Source organism: Bradyrhizobium sp. SZCCHNR1043, assembly GCF_032489675.1.
Classification (GTDB): domain Bacteria; phylum Pseudomonadota; class Alphaproteobacteria; order Rhizobiales; family Xanthobacteraceae; genus Bradyrhizobium.
The window spans coordinates 91,855-108,005 of sequence record NZ_JAUEYN010000014.1 but is presented as its reverse complement, the minus strand read 5'-3'; the positions used below and the strand labels follow the sequence as shown (position 1 = coordinate 108,005).

The window sequence follows — 16,151 nt, the reverse complement described above, 5'->3', positions numbered from 1 at the left end:
GACTTGACCCCGTCGCCCGCGCGAGGGCAACGCCCTCGTCGCGCGCTTGACCTCGGCACCGGGAGGTCAGGACCACACGACTTCGCGTCCGCGCCATGCCGTTCGTCCACGCATCCGAAGACACGCTGCGGCATCATCGCGGCCACCGCTCCCCGCCCCGCGTGTCGTGACGATCGCGCGCAACGCCCCTCGGCTTGGGACGGGATGGGGTGATACAATCACGTTTTTCGGAAATGCGCAAGTATTTTTCTGACTTCCTGAAGCGCCGTATGGCATCGCCAGACAGTGCTTCGCTCTCCGTGGCGACGTCCCATCGTCATCCAACGCCAAACGGCTGCTGATGCTCGCAAGGGGCGCTCCGGCCCGCAAAGGCTGGCGGCTTCGCAGATGAACGGCCGACAACGTCGCATTCAGCACGGCTTCAAAGCGCGCCATGTAGAACGTCACCACACTTCCCAATGGAGGGGACCATGGTTTCGCTGAAGACATCTCTCGCAGGCGGCATCGCCGCTCTCGCCGTGACCGCAACCCTGTTCGCCGGTTCGGCGCCAGCCCAGGCGCACGACGGACGCAATGGGGCGCTGATCGGCGGCCTGCTCGTCGGAGCTCTCATCGGCGGCGCGCTGGCGTCGGAAGCGCAAGCGTATGAGCCTGCGCCGGTCTACCGCTCCCAATACCAATACCGGCCCCACTACCAATACCGCTCCCACTATCGCGATGCGGCGTATGACGGCTACGGCGACGAGGGCTACAGTTACGTGCCGGCTCACCGCGATCGCAATTGCGACCACGGCTACCGCAGGGCTTCGGATTGGGACGACGAGGACTAAGCATTTCGTCTCGCCTGGACATCGTTGCCTTCACATCTCAGCCCCCCTCTTCCGCAAGAGGGGGGCGATCGCATTTAACGATCGCGTGCAGCGGCAGTGTGCCCTCCACCGTCCTTCGAGACGCCCGCCTCCGGCGGGCTCCTCAGGACGAGGGCTGATTTCGTCGCGAGATCTCAACCCTCATGGTGAGGAGCGCCGCTCGCGGCGCGTCTCGAACCATGAGGCCCCAAGCGGCGCCACCCCGTACGTGATCGCGCCGCACAGAAGAGCGGCCCACAGTCCTTCCACGGCAGAGCGTCGCCTACGACACCATGTGCACGTCGACGATGACGCGGTCCAGATGCCGCGCGGCGGAGCCGACGAAGATGCGCTCCGTCAGCCAGCGATATTTCTGATGGCCTGTCTCGAACCGCGGGTGGGTGCGGAAGTAGATCAGCTTGGGATCGACAGGCTCGCCGCGCTTGAGCTTCTGCAGCAGCTCGACCGGCCCGAAGCGGATGCCGCGGTTCTCGACGTAGATGGTGGCGCCATCGTCGGTCTCGAACGCATACTTCGCTTCGAGATCGATCAGCTCGTTGGGACGGATGATCTGGAAGTCGGCACCGAAGTTGCAGATTTTGCCGCTGATGCCTTCACCCGCGAGGCCCGGCCCCTTCACCTCGCCGCCATGGATCGGAATGATCCGGCGCACGCCGATGCCGGTCTCGCCGGCGGAGGTCACCTCGCCGATCATGACGGTGAGGGTGAAGACGTAGCGGGTGTCGAGGATGGGCGCTGTCATCAGCGGTTCATCATCTGTTGCGGCAGCCAGGTGGCGAGCAGCGGGAAGGCGATCAGGATCACCAGCCGGATCAGGTCGGTCGCGACGAACGGCAGCACGCCCTTGAAGATCGTCGAGAACGACACGTCCTTCACCACGCTCTTGATCACGAACACGTTCATGCCGACCGGCGGATGGATCAGGCCGAGCTCGACGGTCATCACAATGATAACGCCGAACCAGATCGGATCGAAGCCGAGATGGGAGATGACGGGGAAGATGATCGGCACGGTCAGGATGATCATCGCCATCGCGTCCATCAGGCAGCCGAGGACGAGATACATCACCATGATCAGCGCCAGCACCCCGTAGGGCCCGAGGCCTAGACCGGTGAGGAATTCGGTCACCTTCTGCGGCGTCTGCGTCACCGTCAGGAAGTAGCCGAAGATCAAGGCGCCGATCAGCACCGTGAACACGGCCGCCGCGGTGCGCGTGGCCTGCAGCAGCGAGGCCAGGATCTTGTCCTTGTTCAGCCGTCCCGTGAACACGCCGATCAGGAACGCGCCGGTGGCGCCGACGCCGCCGGCCTCGGTCGGCGTGAAGCGCGGCAGGAAGGGGAGACCGTAGAGGCCGCCGATCACGAACAGGAACAGCAGCATCGGCGCCCAGATGCCCTTGAGGCCCTTGATACGCTCGCTCCAGGGCAGCGCCTCGCCCTTGGGCAGGAAATCCGGCCGGACGCGGCCGATCACCGTGATGGTGATCATGTACATGGTCATGGCGAGCAGGCCGGGGATGATGCCGGCGATGAACAGCTTGCCGATGTCCTGCTCGGTGATGATGCCGTAGACGGCGAGCACGGTGGAGGGCGGCAGCATCGCGCCGAGCGTGCCGCCGGCGGCGATGACGCCGGTGGCGAAGGATTGCGGATAGCCGAAGCGGCGCATCTCCGGATAGGCCACGGCCGAGAACGTCGCGGCGGTCGCCACCGACGAGCCGCAGATCGCGGCGAAGCCGCCGCAGGCCGCGACCGTGGCGATGCCGAGCCCGCCGCGCAGATGGCCGACGAAGCCGTTGGCGGCGCGGAACAGCTCGCGGCTCATGCCCGAGTTGGACACGAACGTTCCCATCAGCAGGAACATCGGGATCACGCCGAACGTGTAGTCCGTGACCGTGCGCATCGAGGTCTGGCCGACCAGCTTCAACGCGGCCGTGCCGTTGACGAGATAGGCGAAGCCCGACACGCCGACGAGTCCCATCGCCATGCCCACCGGCACGCGCAGCAGCATCAGCGCAAACAGCGCAACGAAGCCGATGACGGCAACCGCATCCGTGCTCATGCGGCGCTACTCCGTGGGCTTGACTTGAGGGTCATGAATCTCCTCGGGGTGGAAAATCAGGCGATAGGTCCGGATCGCGATCAGGAGCACCGCCGAAACATCGCCGATCCAGGCGATGGCGAAGAACGGCCAGGTCGGCATGTGCAGATCGAAGGTGAGGACGTTGTCCTCATAGGTGCCGCGCACCTTGTCGAACAGGGTCCAGGTCTGCACCGTGACGACGAACAGCAGCACCAGCGTTGCGAAGATGTCGATCCAGCGCTGATAGCGCGGGCCGACATTGCCCCAGATGAGGTCCACCGTGATGTGGGTGCCGCGGTACGATGTCGCGGCAATGCCCCAGAAGATCAGGATGCCGAGCAGCATCCGCCCGATGTCGAAGGAATCGGGGATCGAATAGTTCAGCGTGTTGCGGAGCAGCACCGACAAGAAGATGTCGAGCGCGACGATGCCGACGAAGAACGCGGCGATCCACTCGATCCCGTCGATGATCCGGTCCATGAAGGCGCGCTGCATGGCGTCCCCGTTTGATCTTAGTCGTAAACCTGAAGATTGAGCGCGAGCTGTTGCTCAGCAGGCGGTGGGCCCCCTCGCCCCGCTCTTGTCCGCCGTAGCTCGAAGAGCGAAGGCGGATGCGGGGAGAGGGTTGGGGTGAGGAGCACGCGTCGAGGGCGCGCCTGTTGCCGCATCCATCGGAATGAGGCGGGAGGCGCAGCATCTGCGATGATCTCGATCGCTACTGCGCCAGCGCCTTGTACTTGGCGAGCGAGGCCTTCAGCTCGGTCATGGCGGCCTCGGCGTCGACGCCGGTCTTCTTGACGCCATCGGCCCAGGTCTTGAACAGCGGCTCGGAGGCCTTTTTCCACAAGGCGGTCTGCTCCGGCGACAGCTTGTAGACCTCCTGGCCGGACTCGGCCTTGATCTTGTCGACGCCGGCGTCCTCGAACTTGCCCCAGGGCTCGCCGACCTTGCCGGCGGCTTCCGTGTTGCAATTGTCGTCGATCGCCTTCTTCTGCGTCGCCGACATCTGGTTGTACTTGTCCTTGTTCATGACGAAGACGAAGGTCGTCACGTAGAACGGCGCATCCATGTGGTACTTCGTGACCTTGTCGACGCCGAACAGCACCAGCGAGCCCGCCGGAAAGGTGACGCCATCGGCGACGCCGCGCTCGATGATGTCGCGCACTTCCGGTGCCGACGACTGCACGTTGGTGCCGCCGAGCAGGGTGACGAAATTGGCGATCGTGGCATCGGCCGGGCGGATCTTCATGCCCTTGACGTCCTCGGGCACGACGACCTTCTTGGTGCGGGTGTGGAAAGCCGACGGCGTGTGGACGAAGGCGAGGCAGTACTTGACGTCCTTCATCTCCTTCTCGGCATATTTGCGATACCACGCGTCCAAACCTTCCGAGCCACCCTTGGCGTCGGAAATCAGGAACGGCAACTCGCCGGCGCCGATGATCGGGAAACGGCCAGGCTGATAGCCGGGATTCACATAAGTGACATCAGCGATGCCGTCGCGCGCCATGTCGTAATGATCGAAGGCCTTGCCGAGCTGCTGGGCCGGGAACACCTTGCCCTTGATGGTGCCACCCGAGGCCTTCTCCACCGACGCGGCCCAGTCCTCCAGCGCCTTCTGCAGCGGATGGCTCGCCGGCACCCAGTGCGAGATCTTCAATTCGAATGTCTTGTCCTGCGCAAGCGCGGGGGTCACACCGGCGGCCAGAGCCAACGCCAGAAGCGTCTTCCTCATCGGGATCGTCTCCTCCATCACTGGGCCTTCGAGGGCCCTTTGCTTCATTGTTATAGCATATAAGCATCATTGCAAGCACGGCGGCAGGTTGGTCACCAGTGCACGCGCCAAGCGGAGCCTATAGCGCCCGCCAGCGCAAGTCTGGCAGACGAAAGTTGCAGGCACATGGCCATTTCATTAACACGTTAAGGATCTCGCCTGCACCCGAAATTGTACGGCGGGAGTATCGCACCACGAAATTGCCGCAGGGCCGCACCGGACGCCCGGCGACATCGCGCGCGGCCCATCCCGTGCATCCGATGCGCAACGCGTCAAACGCCCGCGCAAAAGGCGTTTGAAACTTTGTAGGCGGTGCAAAATCCGCGCTGATGTCGTTGACTGCGGACATTGCCAGCAACGATCGAGACACGCATGAGCAGCATCCCCGCCGGATTCGAACCGCATTTCCGCAAGAGCCCGTTCACCGATCCCTGGGAGCCGCTCTACGCCAAGAAAACCGACAAGGCCGTCATCCTCGGCCTGCGGCTTGCCACGCCGCACACCAATTCGCGCGGGCTGATCCATGGCGGGCTGATCGCATCGCTGGCCGACAATGCGATGGGCTATAGCTGCGCCCAGGCGCTTGGCTGGGAGGCGTCGCTGGTGACGATCAACCTCGCGGTGGACTACATCGGCAGCGCTGGGACCGGGCAGTGGCTCAGCGTCGAGAGCGACGTCATCAAGAGCGGGCGCACCGTCTGCTTCGTGCAGAGCCTGGTGCTGGCCGATGACGCCGTGATCGCGCGTGCGAACGCGACCTTCCGGGTGGTGCCGAAGAAGGAGTGATCGAAACCGCCGGGCCTTCGCATCAAGACCAGTGTCGCACCAAGGTCGGCGCAATCGCATCGACTCGTCATTCCGGGGCAATCGGCAACGCGCATCTGCGCGTTGTCGATTGAACCCGGAATCTCGAGGTGATGAAGAACAGAGGCAAGACAACATCGGGATTCCGGGTTCAAGGCCTTCGGCCTTGCCCCGGAATGACGGGGGGTTGTTGCGTTGTAGTCGCTTTCAGCCGAAGCGCCAGTCGCAGGTCGTGGTCACTAGGTCGATGAAGGCGCGCACTTTGGCGGAGAGCAGGCGGGAGCTCGGAAACACGATGTGGATGGGGAGTGGCGGCGGCTCGTATTTCGCCAGCACCCGCTTGAGGCGGCCGCCGCGCAGCATGTCCGCTGCCTGATAGGCCATCACCCGTGTCACGCCGCCGCCCGCCTCGGCATACTGGATCGCTGCGTCGGCATTGTTGGTGACAAGCCGCGGGCTGACCGCAATCCGCAGCTCCCTGCCGTCCTTGACGAAGCGCCATTCGTCGGACGGGCCGAACTGGATGGTCTGGTGCTTCGCCAGCGCCTCGGGCGTCCGCGGCTCACCATGGACCTTGAAGTAGGCGGGAGCGCCGACCACGATCCGGCGCATGCTGCCGACCTGGCGGGCCACGAGCGACGAATCGCCGAGATGGCCGATACGAACGGCACAGTCGACGCCGTCCTCCACCAGATTGATCTGGCGGTCCTCGAGGCGCAGCTCGGCCGCGACCTCGGCATAGCGGCTCAGATACGCAGCCATGATAGGACCGACATGGAGCCGGCCGAAGCCGACGGGCGCCGAGACCACCAACCGCCCCACCGGCTGCAGGCGCTCGCTCTCCGCGGCGCGCTCCGCCTCTGCCAGATCGGCCAGAATGCGGCCAGCGCGTTCGAGATAGCGTCGTCCGGAATCGGTCAGCGTCACCGAGCGCGTCGTCCGTTGGAGCAGGCGGACGCCAAGATGCGATTCGAGCGCGGCGACCAAACGGGTGACCGCCGATGGCGACAGCTTGAGCCGGCGCGCCGCCGGCGCGAAGCCATTCAGCTCGGCGACGGTGACGAAAGCCTGCATGGCGTCGATGCGGTCCATGGGATTATTGCAACATCTGCAACGATCCAATGTCAACTGGCCAGATTATTTCCCGGGGGGATTGGGACCATATTGACGGGATGGCGGCAGTCACTGCCGCAGCGACAAGGAGTCATTGCGATGACCCAGACATCCATCGAGGCACCGGGCGATGTCATGTTCTCACCCGCCGTGAAGGCGATCCAGACGCGCAAGGGGTCGCGCGAGAGCTACGCGCATGTGGAGCAGAGCCGCGGCTTTCGCCACGCGGTCGACGCCGATCTCGCCGGCCGCCTCGCCGAGGCCACGAGCTTCTATCTCGCGACCGCCTCGGCCGACGGCCAGCCCTACATCCAGCACCGCGGCGGACCGAAGGGCTTTCTCAAGGTGCTGGACAGCCACACGCTGGCCTTCGCCGACTTCAGCGGCAACCGGCAATATATCACCCAGGGCAATCTGTCGGAGAACCCGCACGCCTACATCTTCATCATGGACTACGCGCATCGCCGCCGGGTGAAGATCTGGGGGACGGCGCGGGTGGTGGAGGACGATGCCGCGCTGACGGCCTCGCTGATGCCGAGGGGCTACAAGGCGCGGCCCGAGCACGTCATCCTGTTCACGATCAGCGCGTGGGACACCAACTGCCCGCAGCACATCCCGCAGAAGTTCGACGCGGCCGACGTCGCGGAAGCGCTGGCGGTTCGCGATGCTCGCATCGCGGAGCTCGAGGCCGAGCTGGCGAAGTTGAAGGGCGAGAGCAAGCCCTCCGCCTAGGTCCTGCGCGCTGCGGGCCGCGCCTTTGGCTTGTTAGTCATTCCGGGGCAACCGCCAGTGCGCAGCGGCGCACTGGCGATTGAACCCCGGAATCTCGAGATTGTTAACAACGAACGCAAGACGACATCAAGATTCCGGGTTCAAGGCCTGCGGCCTTGCCCCGGAATGACGGTGAGTGGGACTCGACTGATCAGCTCACGCCGCCTCGGCTGCCCCGCCCCACTCGAACTCGGGGTAATATTGCGCCATCATCCGGTCGGCATAGGCGACGAGGTTGGCAAAGCCTTCGGTGCGCCGGCGCAGCTCAGATTCGAAGAACGGGGTGAGAATGCCGGCGATGACGGCGAACGCCGTCGCATCGGTGCCGCACGGACGGTCGCCCATCAGATAGGGCCGGTCGCCGAGCTGCACCGACAGCGCGCGCAGCGAGCGCGCTGCGAGATCGACGTCCTCATCCGGCGCATGGCGGCCGAGCCCGGAGATCAGGTAGTTCTCGGCGACGCGAAACTGCGCGTCCTCGCGCAGCTTCTCGCGCTTGTCGGCTGGCACGCCGTCGAAGAAATGCGCCGGCCCCTTGGCGAAGTTGACCGGATCGACCCAGCGCGCTCCGACCAGCGCGAAATACAGGTGATGCTCGATCATGCGCTCGAACCCCCAGGCCTGCGCCCGCGCGCGCACGTCGAGTCCATGATCGAAGTCGAAGCCATATTTGCGCTCGACATGGGCGCGGATGAAGGTCGAATCGGCAATCAGCTCGCCGCCGTCGTCGATGAAGGGCAGTTGCCCCTTCGGCGAGGCCGGCGGCATCGCCCGCTGCTTCCGAAAAGCGAGGCCCGCCATCTTCAATTGCACCTCCGTCTTGGTGACGAAGGGGCTGATCTCCGGCAGGCCGAAGCCCGCGCCCAAACCGAACAATGTGATCATGACAGCACTCCCGACTTCCTGAGCAGACGCCGGACGCTACGAGCATGCTGCTGCCACCATGGTGTCAGCAGCGGCAGTAGCGTGGTGGCAAGGCCAAGGCCATAAAACATCATCATCGACATCACCCCTTCAATCTCGTTGTTGACCCGGTATAAAGGCGGGCTGCTGCCAGCATCCTGTCAGCATCGGCGGGGGTGCTCGCCCATGCAGGACACACCATGAGACGCGCCGACCGGCTATTCCAGATCATCCAGGTGCTGAGACGCACGCGCCGCCCCTTGACGGCGGATGCGATCGCGGCCGAGCTCGAGACCTCGAAGCGCACGATCTATCGCGACATCGCCACGCTGATCGGCCAGCGCGTGCCGATCCGCGGCGAGGCCGGCATGGGCTACATCCTGGAGAAAGGTTTCGATCTGCCGCCCTTGATGCTGACGCCGGACGAGATCGAGGCGGCGGTGCTCGGGGCGCAATGGGTCGCGGTCAATGCCGACCCGGTGCTGGCGCGCGCGGCGGAGGACCTGATGGCCAAGATCGCCGACACCGTGCCGGAGCGGCTGCGGCCGTTCGTGCTGGAGCCGGCGAGTCGCGCCCCGCGGCCGTGGATGCGCGAGCCGGACCACATCGACATGGCGCGCACACGCTCGCAGATCCACGAGGGCCGCAAGATCAGGTTGCGCTATCGCGACGAGCAGGGCCGCGACAGCGAGCGCGTGATCTGGCCGATCGCGATCGGCTATCACGACGCGGTCCGCATCCTCGCTGCCTGGTGCGAGCTGCGCCACGACTTCCGCAGCTTCAGGACCGACCGTGTCGTCGAGGCGGACTATCTCGACGACAAATATCCGGAAAGGCGCGAGGCGCTGCGCGCCAAATGGCGGCGCAGCCTGGTGTGGGAGGTTCCCAAGGATGTCTGAACCGATGCCCGATGACCTTGACGTCAGCCCCTGTCAGAGCTGCGGCGCGTGCTGCGCGTATTCGTCGAACTGGCCGCGCTTCACCATCGAGGAAGATGCCGCGCTCGACCTCATCCCGGCGGAGCTGGTCAACGAGCGGCTGTCGGGCATGCGCTGCGACGGCGACCGCTGCTGCGCGCTCGATGGCGAAATCGCGCGTTCCGTCGCGTGCCGGATCTACGCGATCCGCCCCGAGGTGTGCCGGACCTGCATGCCCGGTGACGCCGAATGCGCGATGGCCCGACGCAAGTTCGGGCTGCAAGTGCTCGCCTGAGCCAAAGGCGAGGAAGACGGGAAGTCAGGCCATGACCGGCTCGGGGCTGTCGTCGAGATCGTCCTCGAACGGCTTCATCACCGAGAGCGGCTTGGTCGACAGCGAGATCGGCTTGCGGCTCGAGGTCGTGCTGGCCGGACCCGCCCGGCCCCCGCGGGATTGCGCATACAGCGCCGATCCGACCCGGCCGCCGAACTGCGACAGGTCCTGCTCGCTGCAGGTGGATGCAATCGCAAGCGCCAGCGGGTGAAGATGCGTGCGCCTGTAGCAGAACAGCGCCAGCATGGCCCTCACATCGGCGGACACGCTCTCGACCAGCGCGGGCAGCCCGTTGGCGTCGGCACGGTAGAGCTCGCCGAGAAGCTCGTCGCCGACCGGGCACGAATCGCTCTCGAACGCATCGCGGCTTTGAAGCATCGGTTTGATTGCCATGCCGCGACGATGCAGCGCGAATCGCTAACGGTCGGTTAACCAAACCGAACGGTCGTCCCACCCCCGGCTTGACACGGGGGCTGCCGCGGCCGGTGCGCCGAGACGCGCCGTGGCCGGGCTCAGCCGTTCGCGGCCATGAAGATCGAGAGCCCGAAGCCGGTGAGGTGATGCAGCGCCTGATCGACGCCGATCAGGGTCCAGAACCAGGGGTGCTCGGTATTCATGCCGAACCGCGATGAGCAGATGCCCTTCAGGCGATCGATGGTGATGTGAATGGCGAAGTCGATCACGGCGACGAACCAGAATCTCGGCGCGACGATCAGGATCAGGACCATGGCGACGGCGAGATGGATCAGGCAGTGCACCAACAGCGGCAGCGCCCAGCCCTTCCGCTGGTCCTTGCCATAGGCCATCCAGGCGTTCTGCAGCACGAAGTCGCCAATGATGTGCTTGAAGGTCAGCAGCAGCATCCAGCCGACCAGCGCACCAACCGGAACCTGCGACGACAAAGAGGGAAAAGACAAAGCTGACGCTCTCGCTACGACTGACCCTTGGAACCCAACCTTGGACGCACGGGGAACTGGAGGCGTTCAGCGCAATCTGATGAGAATACCCGGCCAATTCGACGCGTATGCGACGCTTATGACATCTCCGGTAGCGAATTGCACGCGAAAGGGAACTTCAAATCGCACCCTGCTACCCTTCGCGGCAATCCCGCCGGGGGTAAGGTTACCCACGCCGCGGCAACCGTCGCTGCGGCGGCGTCATTCCGCGGCGTTGGCCTTCGGCACTGAGAGCGCCCTCGCCCGGATCTGCGCGATGGTCCGCTTCAGCGCCCCCTGTCCCGGCTCTGCCAGCGCAACGGCGCGCGCCTCGGCGATGGCGGAGGCAAGATCCGAGATCGGCAGGACGCCATCGAAGGTGGGCTTGGCCAGGCCATCGATGATGGCATGCCAATCGGCGAGACCCTGCCGGTAGCCGTCGCCCTGCCCCTGGATCATGGTCGCCGTCGCGATCACGGCGGGCGCCGCCGCAGGCTGCTTGTCCAGCGCGCGCGCGATCATGTGCAGCCACCGCTCGGCCCAGGCGCGCTCCTCGCCATAGCGCACCGACTGCAGCCGCCAGCGCCGCAGGCCGGCCATCAGCTTGAGGCGGCGAATGGCCAACCGCGATCGGACCGAAAAGCGGACCTTGACCCGGCGCCGACCCAGCCAGCCGATCTGCTCGAAGACTGCCAGCAACGATTCCGCCACGGCTTGCGGCAGCGCACCGATCAGCTCGTCGAGGCGGAACCTCCTGACGTCGTCGCTCTCGCGCCCCCCCGGGCGCCGCCCCATGTCGAGGCTGATCAATCTGAGCTGGGCGATCCGGATCGGATCCTCATAGGCCATGCGGGCGGCCAGCAGTTGCGCGATCTCGGACAGCATGCCGGCATCGACGTTCGATCTGCGCACGAACCGCTTGATGCGATCGACATAGAGCTGCGCGTAGCTCGCGCCCTGATACTCCATCAGCAGATGGATGCCATCGCTCACCGCCGGCACGGCGGCGTCAGGAAGGCCCTGAGGCAGAAAAGGCGGCTCGCCATCGTCGCCGCCGATGACGTCGGCGAAGAGATATCGCAGCGAGGACCGGACGCTTTTCACTGGGCTTCAGGCTCCCGGATCACGCCGGCTTGGCGACGGGCGCCGGCGCGGTGGTCTGTTGCGCCAGACGCCGCTCGAGCGTTTCGATGTTCTGGAACAGCCGGGCGCTGGCGAGGCGCAGGAAGTAGAAGGCGAAGGCGGGGTTCTGGACGTAGAGCTGCTCGACCTGGTCGTAGGAGACCGACAGGATCAGGCCGCCCTCGACGCATTCCAGTGTCTGCGTGCGCGTATTGGACGGCGAGATCATGCCGAACTCGCCGACGATCGCACCGACCGGCAGCTCGATACCGGATTCGACCAGGCGGAAGCGGCCGCTGACGATGTAGTACATGCTGTCGGCCTTCTCGTCCTTGTAGAACAGCACCTCGCCGGGACCGCATTTGCGCTCGGTCATGAACGGCTTCAGCCATTCCATGGAGAGGTCGCTGTTGACCGACTGCTTCACGTCGCGGACCAGCTGCAGCATCTGGTGGAGCCGGTAGCTGTTGAGCGGCAGCAGCACCCCGTGCAGGATCAGGACCGGATAGTTGTGCATCGGCACCGCAGTCGCGATCAGGACGATGTTGGTGAGGATGGCGAAAACCCGCAGCGGAATCATCGTCCGCATCGACAGCGTGGCGACCACGAAGATCGAGGCGAAGAGGCTGCCGGCGGCGCCCGCATGTTCGACCAGGTGTGAGGTATCCATCGGGATCAACCAGACTCTTGGGACGCGGGAGGGCGGACGCTCGGTTCCGGCCTCCTTTTGGCTAATTTAGCGTGTCCATGCCGACCTCTGATATACGGCGATCAGACGACGTTTGAACCGGTATTTGAGCCGGCACGGAAAAATTCCCCGCTCGAAGTAGAACGGCTGGACCTGCCGGATGACGCTGCCCAACCGACCGACCCGCATCGTTGACGGGATTTCCCCGATCGGGGCACCTTGACGCCGCCGCGATCTCCTGCGGCTCTGAGACCAGCGACTGACGCCCGCCGCCCATGACCAAACCGCAGCACCCTGCCCTGGCGGCATTCGTCACCGCGTTGGCCGGGCGCAACATGACCAGAGCGGCCCATGTGGCCGTGGCGCTCGGCATGAGCGCCACGGTGCTGTTGACGATGGACCCGGCCTACGAAGCTGGACGGCGCTGGATCATCGCCCTGCTGTGGGGATGCCTTGTCTTTTTCGTCGTCGAATGGGCCGTTCGGGTTCAGCAGGCGGCGCGGGCGCAGCGCGCCGCCGCCTACCTGATGTCGGGCCGGGGGCTGCTGGACACGCTCTCCGGCCTTGCCGTTCCGGTCGCGCTGGTCTCGGGCATGGAGGTACGCACCGCGTGGCTGCTGGCGGTCATCTGGGTGCTCAAGGTGATCCCCGGCGTCCCGGGCCTGCGCCAGCTCCGCCGGGTGCTCGTGGTCGAAGCACGCCCGCTGCTGTCGGTGCTGGTGCTGTTCCTGCTGGTGCTGTTTCTCGGATCGGTCGCCGAATACGCGCTCAAGCACGACGAGCAGCCGGCCACCTTCGGCACCATCCCGTCCGCGCTATGGTGGGCCGTCGCGACCCTCACCACCACGGGCTATGGCGACGTGGTGCCGATCACGCCGCTCGGGCGGGTGGTCGCCGCCACGGTGATGATCTCCGGCCTCGGCGTGTTCGGCCTGTGGACCGGCATCCTGGCCACCGCCTTCGCCGCGGAAACCCGGCGCGACAACTTTCTGAAGACCTGGAAATCGGTCAGCAGGGTACCGTTCTTCGCCAGCCTCGGGCCCTCCACGATCGCCGACGTTGCGCAGATGCTGCGCACCATCGACCTGCCGCCGCGCGCCACCGTGATCCGCAAGGGCGAGCCGGGCGACTGCATGTATTTCATCGCCTCCGGCGAGGTCGAGGTCGACCTTCCCGGCAAGAAGGTCCGGCTCGGCGAGGGCGCGTTCTTCGGCGAGATGGCGCTGCTCGGGAACAACCTGCGCTCGGCCGACATCAGCACGACCGGGCTGTCGAAGCTGCTGGTCCTCGACCTCGTCGATTTCCGCGTGCTGATGGCACGCCACCCCGATCTGGCGCAGAGCATCGATGCCGAGGCCAAGCGCCGAACCATGGAGAACAGGACATGACGACCGGACGGACCTCCCAGGCCGATGACGCGCCGAGCAAGCCGCTCCTGATCATCGACGGCGCCCGCGCCACCATTCGGCTCAACCGTCCGCGCCATCTCAACCGGCTGCAGCCGGAGGATCTCGGCGCGCTGCTGGCGCTGTTCGACCAGGTCGAGGCCGACCCGGCCTTGCGCGTGCTGGTCCTGACCGGCACCGGACGCGCCTTCAGCGCCGGCTTCGACCTTGGCGCCATCGGCACAACGCCGGCGGATACAGCCGAGGCTTCCAGCCCGGCATTCGAGGAGGTCGTCGACCGGCTGGAGGACCTCGCTCTGCCGACGATCTGCCGGCTCAACGGCGGGGTCTATGGCGGTTCGACCGATCTGGCGCTGGCCTGCGATTTCCGGATCGGGGTCGATACGAGCGAGATGTTCATGCCGGCGGCGCGGCTCGGGCTGCACTACTACCCCAACGGCATCAAGCGCTACGTGTCCCGTCTCGGCATCGACAATGCGAAGCGTCTGTTCCTGACGGCGGAGAAGATCAACGCGGCTGAGATGCTGCGCATCGGCTATCTCACCGGCTTGGTGGCGGCCGATGCGCTCGATGCGGAGGTCGACCGGCTGGCGGCCATTCTGGCCGGCAACGCTCCGTCGGCCATGCGCGGCATGAAGCGCGCCATCAACGAATTTGCCCGCGGAGCCCTCGACGATGCGGCCGCTCGCCGCAGGCATCAGGACAGCATGAGCGGAGCCGAGATCCGCGAAGGCGTGAAATCGTTTGCAGAGAAGAGAATGCCAAGATTCTGAGCGCAGCTGCGCTCCGAACTGATAAATTTTGCATGCAAACGTCTGTATCCAGCCGGTGTTCTGACACACGCTCAACGAACTATCGACCTAAATCTCCAATTTGCGGTTGACAGCTTTTTGTCCGTGGCTAGCTTGAACCGCGGGCGGAGACTTTCACATGCAAGTGATGGACGCGTATTGGGGACGACGAGCTCTGGAGTACGTCGATGCGATCGAGGCGTCGAAGACCAGCGCAAGCGTGCTCTCCCAGTTCGAGAAGATGATCAGCGACCTGGGCTTTCACGCCTACATCATGGCCGGCGTGCCGACCTCGGGCCAATCGCTGCAGCAGACCATTCTCGCCAACGGCTGGCCGCGGGAATGGTTCGACATGTATGCGCGCGAGCAATTCCACCGCTGCGATCCGATTCCGCGGCACTGCATCTCGACATTGAATCCATTCGCATGGACGGAGGTGCCCTACAACCGCGAGGACGAGCCCGGCGCGCATGAGGTGATGATGCGCGCGAAGGACTTCCGGTTGAACGAAGGCTTCTGCGTTCCCATTCACTACGACGATGCCGTGGGCGCCGTCAGCCTTGCAGGCGAAAATCCGAATCTCGCCCCCGACGCGCGGGGCGCGCTGCACCTGATCAGCATCTTCACGCACAGCAGGCTGCGCGCATTGGCGCGCTCCGCCGCGAGCAACCAGAGCCGACGCCTGTCGCGAATCGAGGCCGAGGTGCTGAGCTGGGCGGCGCGCGGCAAGACCGCGTGGGAGACGGCGCGCATCCTCGGTGTCTCCGAACGCAACGTCCGGTGGCATCTGGAAGAAGCACAGCGCAAGCTAGCAACCAAGAACAAGACGGCGACGGTCGCGACCGCTCTTGTCAACGGCGAGATATCGATCTGATCTGTCGTTTCTCCCACTGGATCAATTCGAGCGCATCGGCAATCTGCAAACCCCAATTTGATTCAGACGACCGGGGGTTTCGATGCCTGAGATTCATGTCGTTCGAAAAGATAATCGCGCTCTGTACGAGAAATATTTCGATCCGTATTACCGGCTGCGCCACGAGATCTACGTCAAGCAGCGCAAGTGGATGGCGCTCGATCGTCCCGACGGGCGCGAGATCGATCAGTTCGACACCGAGGATTCGGTCTATCTGTTCTGCATCGACAACGGCCAGTTGATCGGCTCGATGCGCGCGGTGCCAACGCTGATGCCGACGCTGATGAGCGACATCTTCCCGTATCTGAATCTGCGCGGCACGATCCAGCGCCCCGACGTCTACGAGCTGTCGCGCATCTTCGTGATCCCCGAGCGCCGCGGCGAGCATGCGGGCCCGCGGATCGACATGCTGCTGCTGACTGCGATCATGGAGTACGGCATCTCGATCGGGTTGACCGGCTTTTCGATCGTGCTCGAAACCTGGTGGCTGCCGCGGTTCGAGAAGTGCGGCTGGAAGGCGCGGCCGCTCGGCGTACCTCACATGATGGATGGGATGTCGGTAATGGCCGTGCTCGTCGACTGCGATGAAACGACGTGGAAGTCACTCTGCAAGCAGATCGGCCTGACGCGGCCGACGCTGACGTGGCAAGGACTCGAAGACGTCAGCCGCCAGGCCCTGCCGGATATCTTTCTTCATCTTCCACGAGCCGCTCAGCCAGCGCAATGAGCTGT

Annotated in this window: 19 protein-coding genes; 9 read left to right on the top strand and 10 right to left on the bottom strand. The window is 64.9% G+C overall.

Translation table 11 applies throughout. From position 1 onward, the window contains the following. Positions 1 to 470 precede the first annotated feature (470 nt). On the top strand, positions 471 to 830 hold the full coding sequence (locus QX039_RS24240) for a hypothetical protein (RefSeq protein WP_315734735.1): 360 nt from the start codon (positions 471 to 473) through the stop codon (positions 828 to 830). Between the two features lie 301 nt (positions 831 to 1,131). Here the strand turns inward: QX039_RS24240 and QX039_RS24235 are convergent, their stop codons facing one another. The 4 genes from QX039_RS24235 to QX039_RS24220 all read right to left on the bottom strand — a co-directional run bounded on the left by QX039_RS24235 (position 1,132) and on the right by QX039_RS24220 (position 4,683). Continuing rightward, positions 1,132 to 1,611, bottom strand: a complete 480-nt coding sequence (locus QX039_RS24235; RefSeq protein ID WP_315734737.1) for a DUF3237 domain-containing protein — start codon at positions 1,609 to 1,611, stop codon at positions 1,132 to 1,134. Next, entirely contained in the window at positions 1,611 to 2,930 is a 1,320-nt protein-coding gene (locus QX039_RS24230) for a TRAP transporter permease (protein ID WP_315734739.1), read from the bottom strand. The genes QX039_RS24235 and QX039_RS24230 overlap by 1 nt, the downstream gene beginning before the upstream one ends. A gap of 6 nt (positions 2,931 to 2,936) precedes the next feature. Further along, entirely contained in the window at positions 2,937 to 3,446 is a 510-nt protein-coding gene (locus QX039_RS24225) for a TRAP transporter small permease (protein WP_315753543.1), read from the bottom strand. A gap of 220 nt (positions 3,447 to 3,666) precedes the next feature. Beyond that, a complete protein-coding gene (locus QX039_RS24220; RefSeq protein ID WP_315772636.1) occupies positions 3,667 to 4,683 on the bottom strand; it encodes a TRAP transporter substrate-binding protein in 1,017 nt (338 codons plus the stop codon). A gap of 411 nt (positions 4,684 to 5,094) precedes the next feature. Between QX039_RS24220 and QX039_RS24215 the strand changes: the two genes are divergently transcribed. Further along, a complete protein-coding gene (locus tag QX039_RS24215; RefSeq protein ID WP_315772637.1) occupies positions 5,095 to 5,508 on the top strand; it encodes a PaaI family thioesterase in 414 nt (137 codons plus the stop codon). A 225-nt stretch (positions 5,509 to 5,733) separates the two neighbouring features. Here QX039_RS24215 and QX039_RS24210 read toward each other — a convergent pair whose 3' ends face one another. Next, positions 5,734 to 6,618, bottom strand: a complete 885-nt coding sequence (locus QX039_RS24210) for a LysR family transcriptional regulator (protein ID WP_315772638.1) — start codon at positions 6,616 to 6,618, stop codon at positions 5,734 to 5,736. 120 nt (positions 6,619 to 6,738) lie between these two features. Here QX039_RS24210 and QX039_RS24205 point away from each other — a divergent pair, with 120 nt between their 5' ends. Next, a complete protein-coding gene (locus tag QX039_RS24205) occupies positions 6,739 to 7,371 on the top strand; it encodes a pyridoxamine 5'-phosphate oxidase family protein (protein WP_315772639.1) in 633 nt (210 codons plus the stop codon). A 195-nt stretch (positions 7,372 to 7,566) separates the two neighbouring features. Here QX039_RS24205 and QX039_RS24200 read toward each other — a convergent pair whose 3' ends face one another. Further along, positions 7,567 to 8,295 carry a glutathione S-transferase family protein gene (locus tag QX039_RS24200; protein WP_315734752.1) on the bottom strand — a complete coding sequence of 243 codons (729 nt, stop codon included), beginning with the start codon at positions 8,293 to 8,295 and terminating at the stop codon, positions 7,567 to 7,569. A gap of 218 nt (positions 8,296 to 8,513) precedes the next feature. On the opposite strand from QX039_RS24200, the gene QX039_RS24195 reads away from it, so the two are divergent. Further along, positions 8,514 to 9,212: a YafY family protein gene (locus QX039_RS24195; RefSeq protein WP_315734755.1), complete on the top strand. Its 699-nt coding sequence runs from the start codon at positions 8,514 to 8,516 to the stop codon at positions 9,210 to 9,212. Next, the gene (locus tag QX039_RS24190) at positions 9,205 to 9,525 is read left to right on the top strand and encodes a YkgJ family cysteine cluster protein (protein WP_315734757.1); all 321 of its coding nucleotides are present in this window, start codon (positions 9,205 to 9,207) and stop codon (positions 9,523 to 9,525) included. The genes QX039_RS24195 and QX039_RS24190 overlap by 8 nt, the downstream gene beginning before the upstream one ends. Positions 9,526 to 9,549: 24 nt before the next feature. On the opposite strand, the gene QX039_RS24185 is transcribed toward QX039_RS24190, so the two are convergent. The 4 genes from QX039_RS24185 to QX039_RS24170 all read right to left on the bottom strand — a co-directional run bounded on the left by QX039_RS24185 (position 9,550) and on the right by QX039_RS24170 (position 12,291). Then, positions 9,550 to 9,942, bottom strand: coding sequence for a hypothetical protein (locus QX039_RS24185; RefSeq protein ID WP_315735689.1), 393 nt, complete (start codon positions 9,940 to 9,942; stop codon positions 9,550 to 9,552). Between the two features lie 134 nt (positions 9,943 to 10,076). Next, positions 10,077 to 10,427: a DUF3307 domain-containing protein gene (locus QX039_RS24180; RefSeq protein ID WP_315735691.1), complete on the bottom strand. Its 351-nt coding sequence runs from the start codon at positions 10,425 to 10,427 to the stop codon at positions 10,077 to 10,079. A 294-nt stretch (positions 10,428 to 10,721) separates the two neighbouring features. Next, positions 10,722 to 11,603: a DUF6537 domain-containing protein gene (locus QX039_RS24175; RefSeq protein ID WP_315772641.1), complete on the bottom strand. Its 882-nt coding sequence runs from the start codon at positions 11,601 to 11,603 to the stop codon at positions 10,722 to 10,724. A 19-nt stretch (positions 11,604 to 11,622) separates the two neighbouring features. Further along, positions 11,623 to 12,291: a cyclic nucleotide-binding domain-containing protein gene (locus QX039_RS24170; RefSeq protein ID WP_315713745.1), complete on the bottom strand. Its 669-nt coding sequence runs from the start codon at positions 12,289 to 12,291 to the stop codon at positions 11,623 to 11,625. Between the two features lie 293 nt (positions 12,292 to 12,584). Between QX039_RS24170 and QX039_RS24165 the strand changes: the two genes are divergently transcribed. The 4 genes from QX039_RS24165 (at position 12,585) to QX039_RS24150 (ending at position 16,146) form a co-directional block, all read left to right on the top strand. Further along, positions 12,585 to 13,697, top strand: coding sequence for a cyclic nucleotide-gated ion channel (locus tag QX039_RS24165; RefSeq protein WP_315772643.1), 1,113 nt, complete (start codon positions 12,585 to 12,587; stop codon positions 13,695 to 13,697). Beyond that, the gene (locus QX039_RS24160; protein WP_315772645.1) at positions 13,694 to 14,488 is read left to right on the top strand and encodes an enoyl-CoA hydratase/isomerase family protein; all 795 of its coding nucleotides are present in this window, start codon (positions 13,694 to 13,696) and stop codon (positions 14,486 to 14,488) included. The genes QX039_RS24165 and QX039_RS24160 overlap by 4 nt, the downstream gene beginning before the upstream one ends. Before the next feature lie 157 nt (positions 14,489 to 14,645). Next, positions 14,646 to 15,380, top strand: coding sequence for a LuxR family transcriptional regulator (locus QX039_RS24155; RefSeq protein WP_315772646.1), 735 nt, complete (start codon positions 14,646 to 14,648; stop codon positions 15,378 to 15,380). 82 nt (positions 15,381 to 15,462) lie between these two features. Continuing rightward, positions 15,463 to 16,146, top strand: a complete 684-nt coding sequence (locus QX039_RS24150) for an acyl-homoserine-lactone synthase (RefSeq protein WP_315753569.1) — start codon at positions 15,463 to 15,465, stop codon at positions 16,144 to 16,146. The last annotated feature ends 5 nt before the right edge of the window (positions 16,147 to 16,151 follow it).

Bases quoted from the DNA above. Each gene is read 5' to 3' on its own strand.
- QX039_RS24165 (WP_315772643.1), top strand. From the start codon at position 12,585: ATGACCAAACCGCAGCACCCTGCCCTGGCGGCATTCGTCACCGCGTTG.
- QX039_RS24160 (WP_315772645.1), top strand. From the start codon at position 13,694: ATGACGACCGGACGGACCTCCCAGGCCGATGACGCGCCGAGCAAGCCG.
- QX039_RS24240 (WP_315734735.1), top strand. From the start codon at position 471: ATGGTTTCGCTGAAGACATCTCTCGCAGGCGGCATCGCCGCTCTCGCC.
- QX039_RS24200 (WP_315734752.1), bottom strand. From the start codon at position 8,295: ATGATCACATTGTTCGGTTTGGGCGCGGGCTTCGGCCTGCCGGAGATC.
- QX039_RS24170 (WP_315713745.1), bottom strand. From the start codon at position 12,291: ATGGATACCTCACACCTGGTCGAACATGCGGGCGCCGCCGGCAGCCTC.
- QX039_RS24180 (WP_315735691.1), bottom strand. From the start codon at position 10,427: ATGCTGCTGCTGACCTTCAAGCACATCATTGGCGACTTCGTGCTGCAG.
- QX039_RS24195 (WP_315734755.1), top strand. From the start codon at position 8,514: ATGAGACGCGCCGACCGGCTATTCCAGATCATCCAGGTGCTGAGACGC.
- QX039_RS24215 (WP_315772637.1), top strand. From the start codon at position 5,095: ATGAGCAGCATCCCCGCCGGATTCGAACCGCATTTCCGCAAGAGCCCG.
- QX039_RS24220 (WP_315772636.1), bottom strand. From the start codon at position 4,683: ATGAGGAAGACGCTTCTGGCGTTGGCTCTGGCCGCCGGTGTGACCCCC.
- QX039_RS24185 (WP_315735689.1), bottom strand. From the start codon at position 9,942: ATGCTTCAAAGCCGCGATGCGTTCGAGAGCGATTCGTGCCCGGTCGGC.
- QX039_RS24230 (WP_315734739.1), bottom strand. From the start codon at position 2,930: ATGAGCACGGATGCGGTTGCCGTCATCGGCTTCGTTGCGCTGTTTGCG.
- QX039_RS24225 (WP_315753543.1), bottom strand. From the start codon at position 3,446: ATGCAGCGCGCCTTCATGGACCGGATCATCGACGGGATCGAGTGGATC.
- QX039_RS24210 (WP_315772638.1), bottom strand. From the start codon at position 6,618: ATGGACCGCATCGACGCCATGCAGGCTTTCGTCACCGTCGCCGAGCTG.
- QX039_RS24150 (WP_315753569.1), top strand. From the start codon at position 15,463: ATGCCTGAGATTCATGTCGTTCGAAAAGATAATCGCGCTCTGTACGAG.
- QX039_RS24205 (WP_315772639.1), top strand. From the start codon at position 6,739: ATGACCCAGACATCCATCGAGGCACCGGGCGATGTCATGTTCTCACCC.
- QX039_RS24155 (WP_315772646.1), top strand. From the start codon at position 14,646: ATGCAAGTGATGGACGCGTATTGGGGACGACGAGCTCTGGAGTACGTC.
- QX039_RS24235 (WP_315734737.1), bottom strand. From the start codon at position 1,611: ATGACAGCGCCCATCCTCGACACCCGCTACGTCTTCACCCTCACCGTC.
- QX039_RS24190 (WP_315734757.1), top strand. From the start codon at position 9,205: ATGTCTGAACCGATGCCCGATGACCTTGACGTCAGCCCCTGTCAGAGC.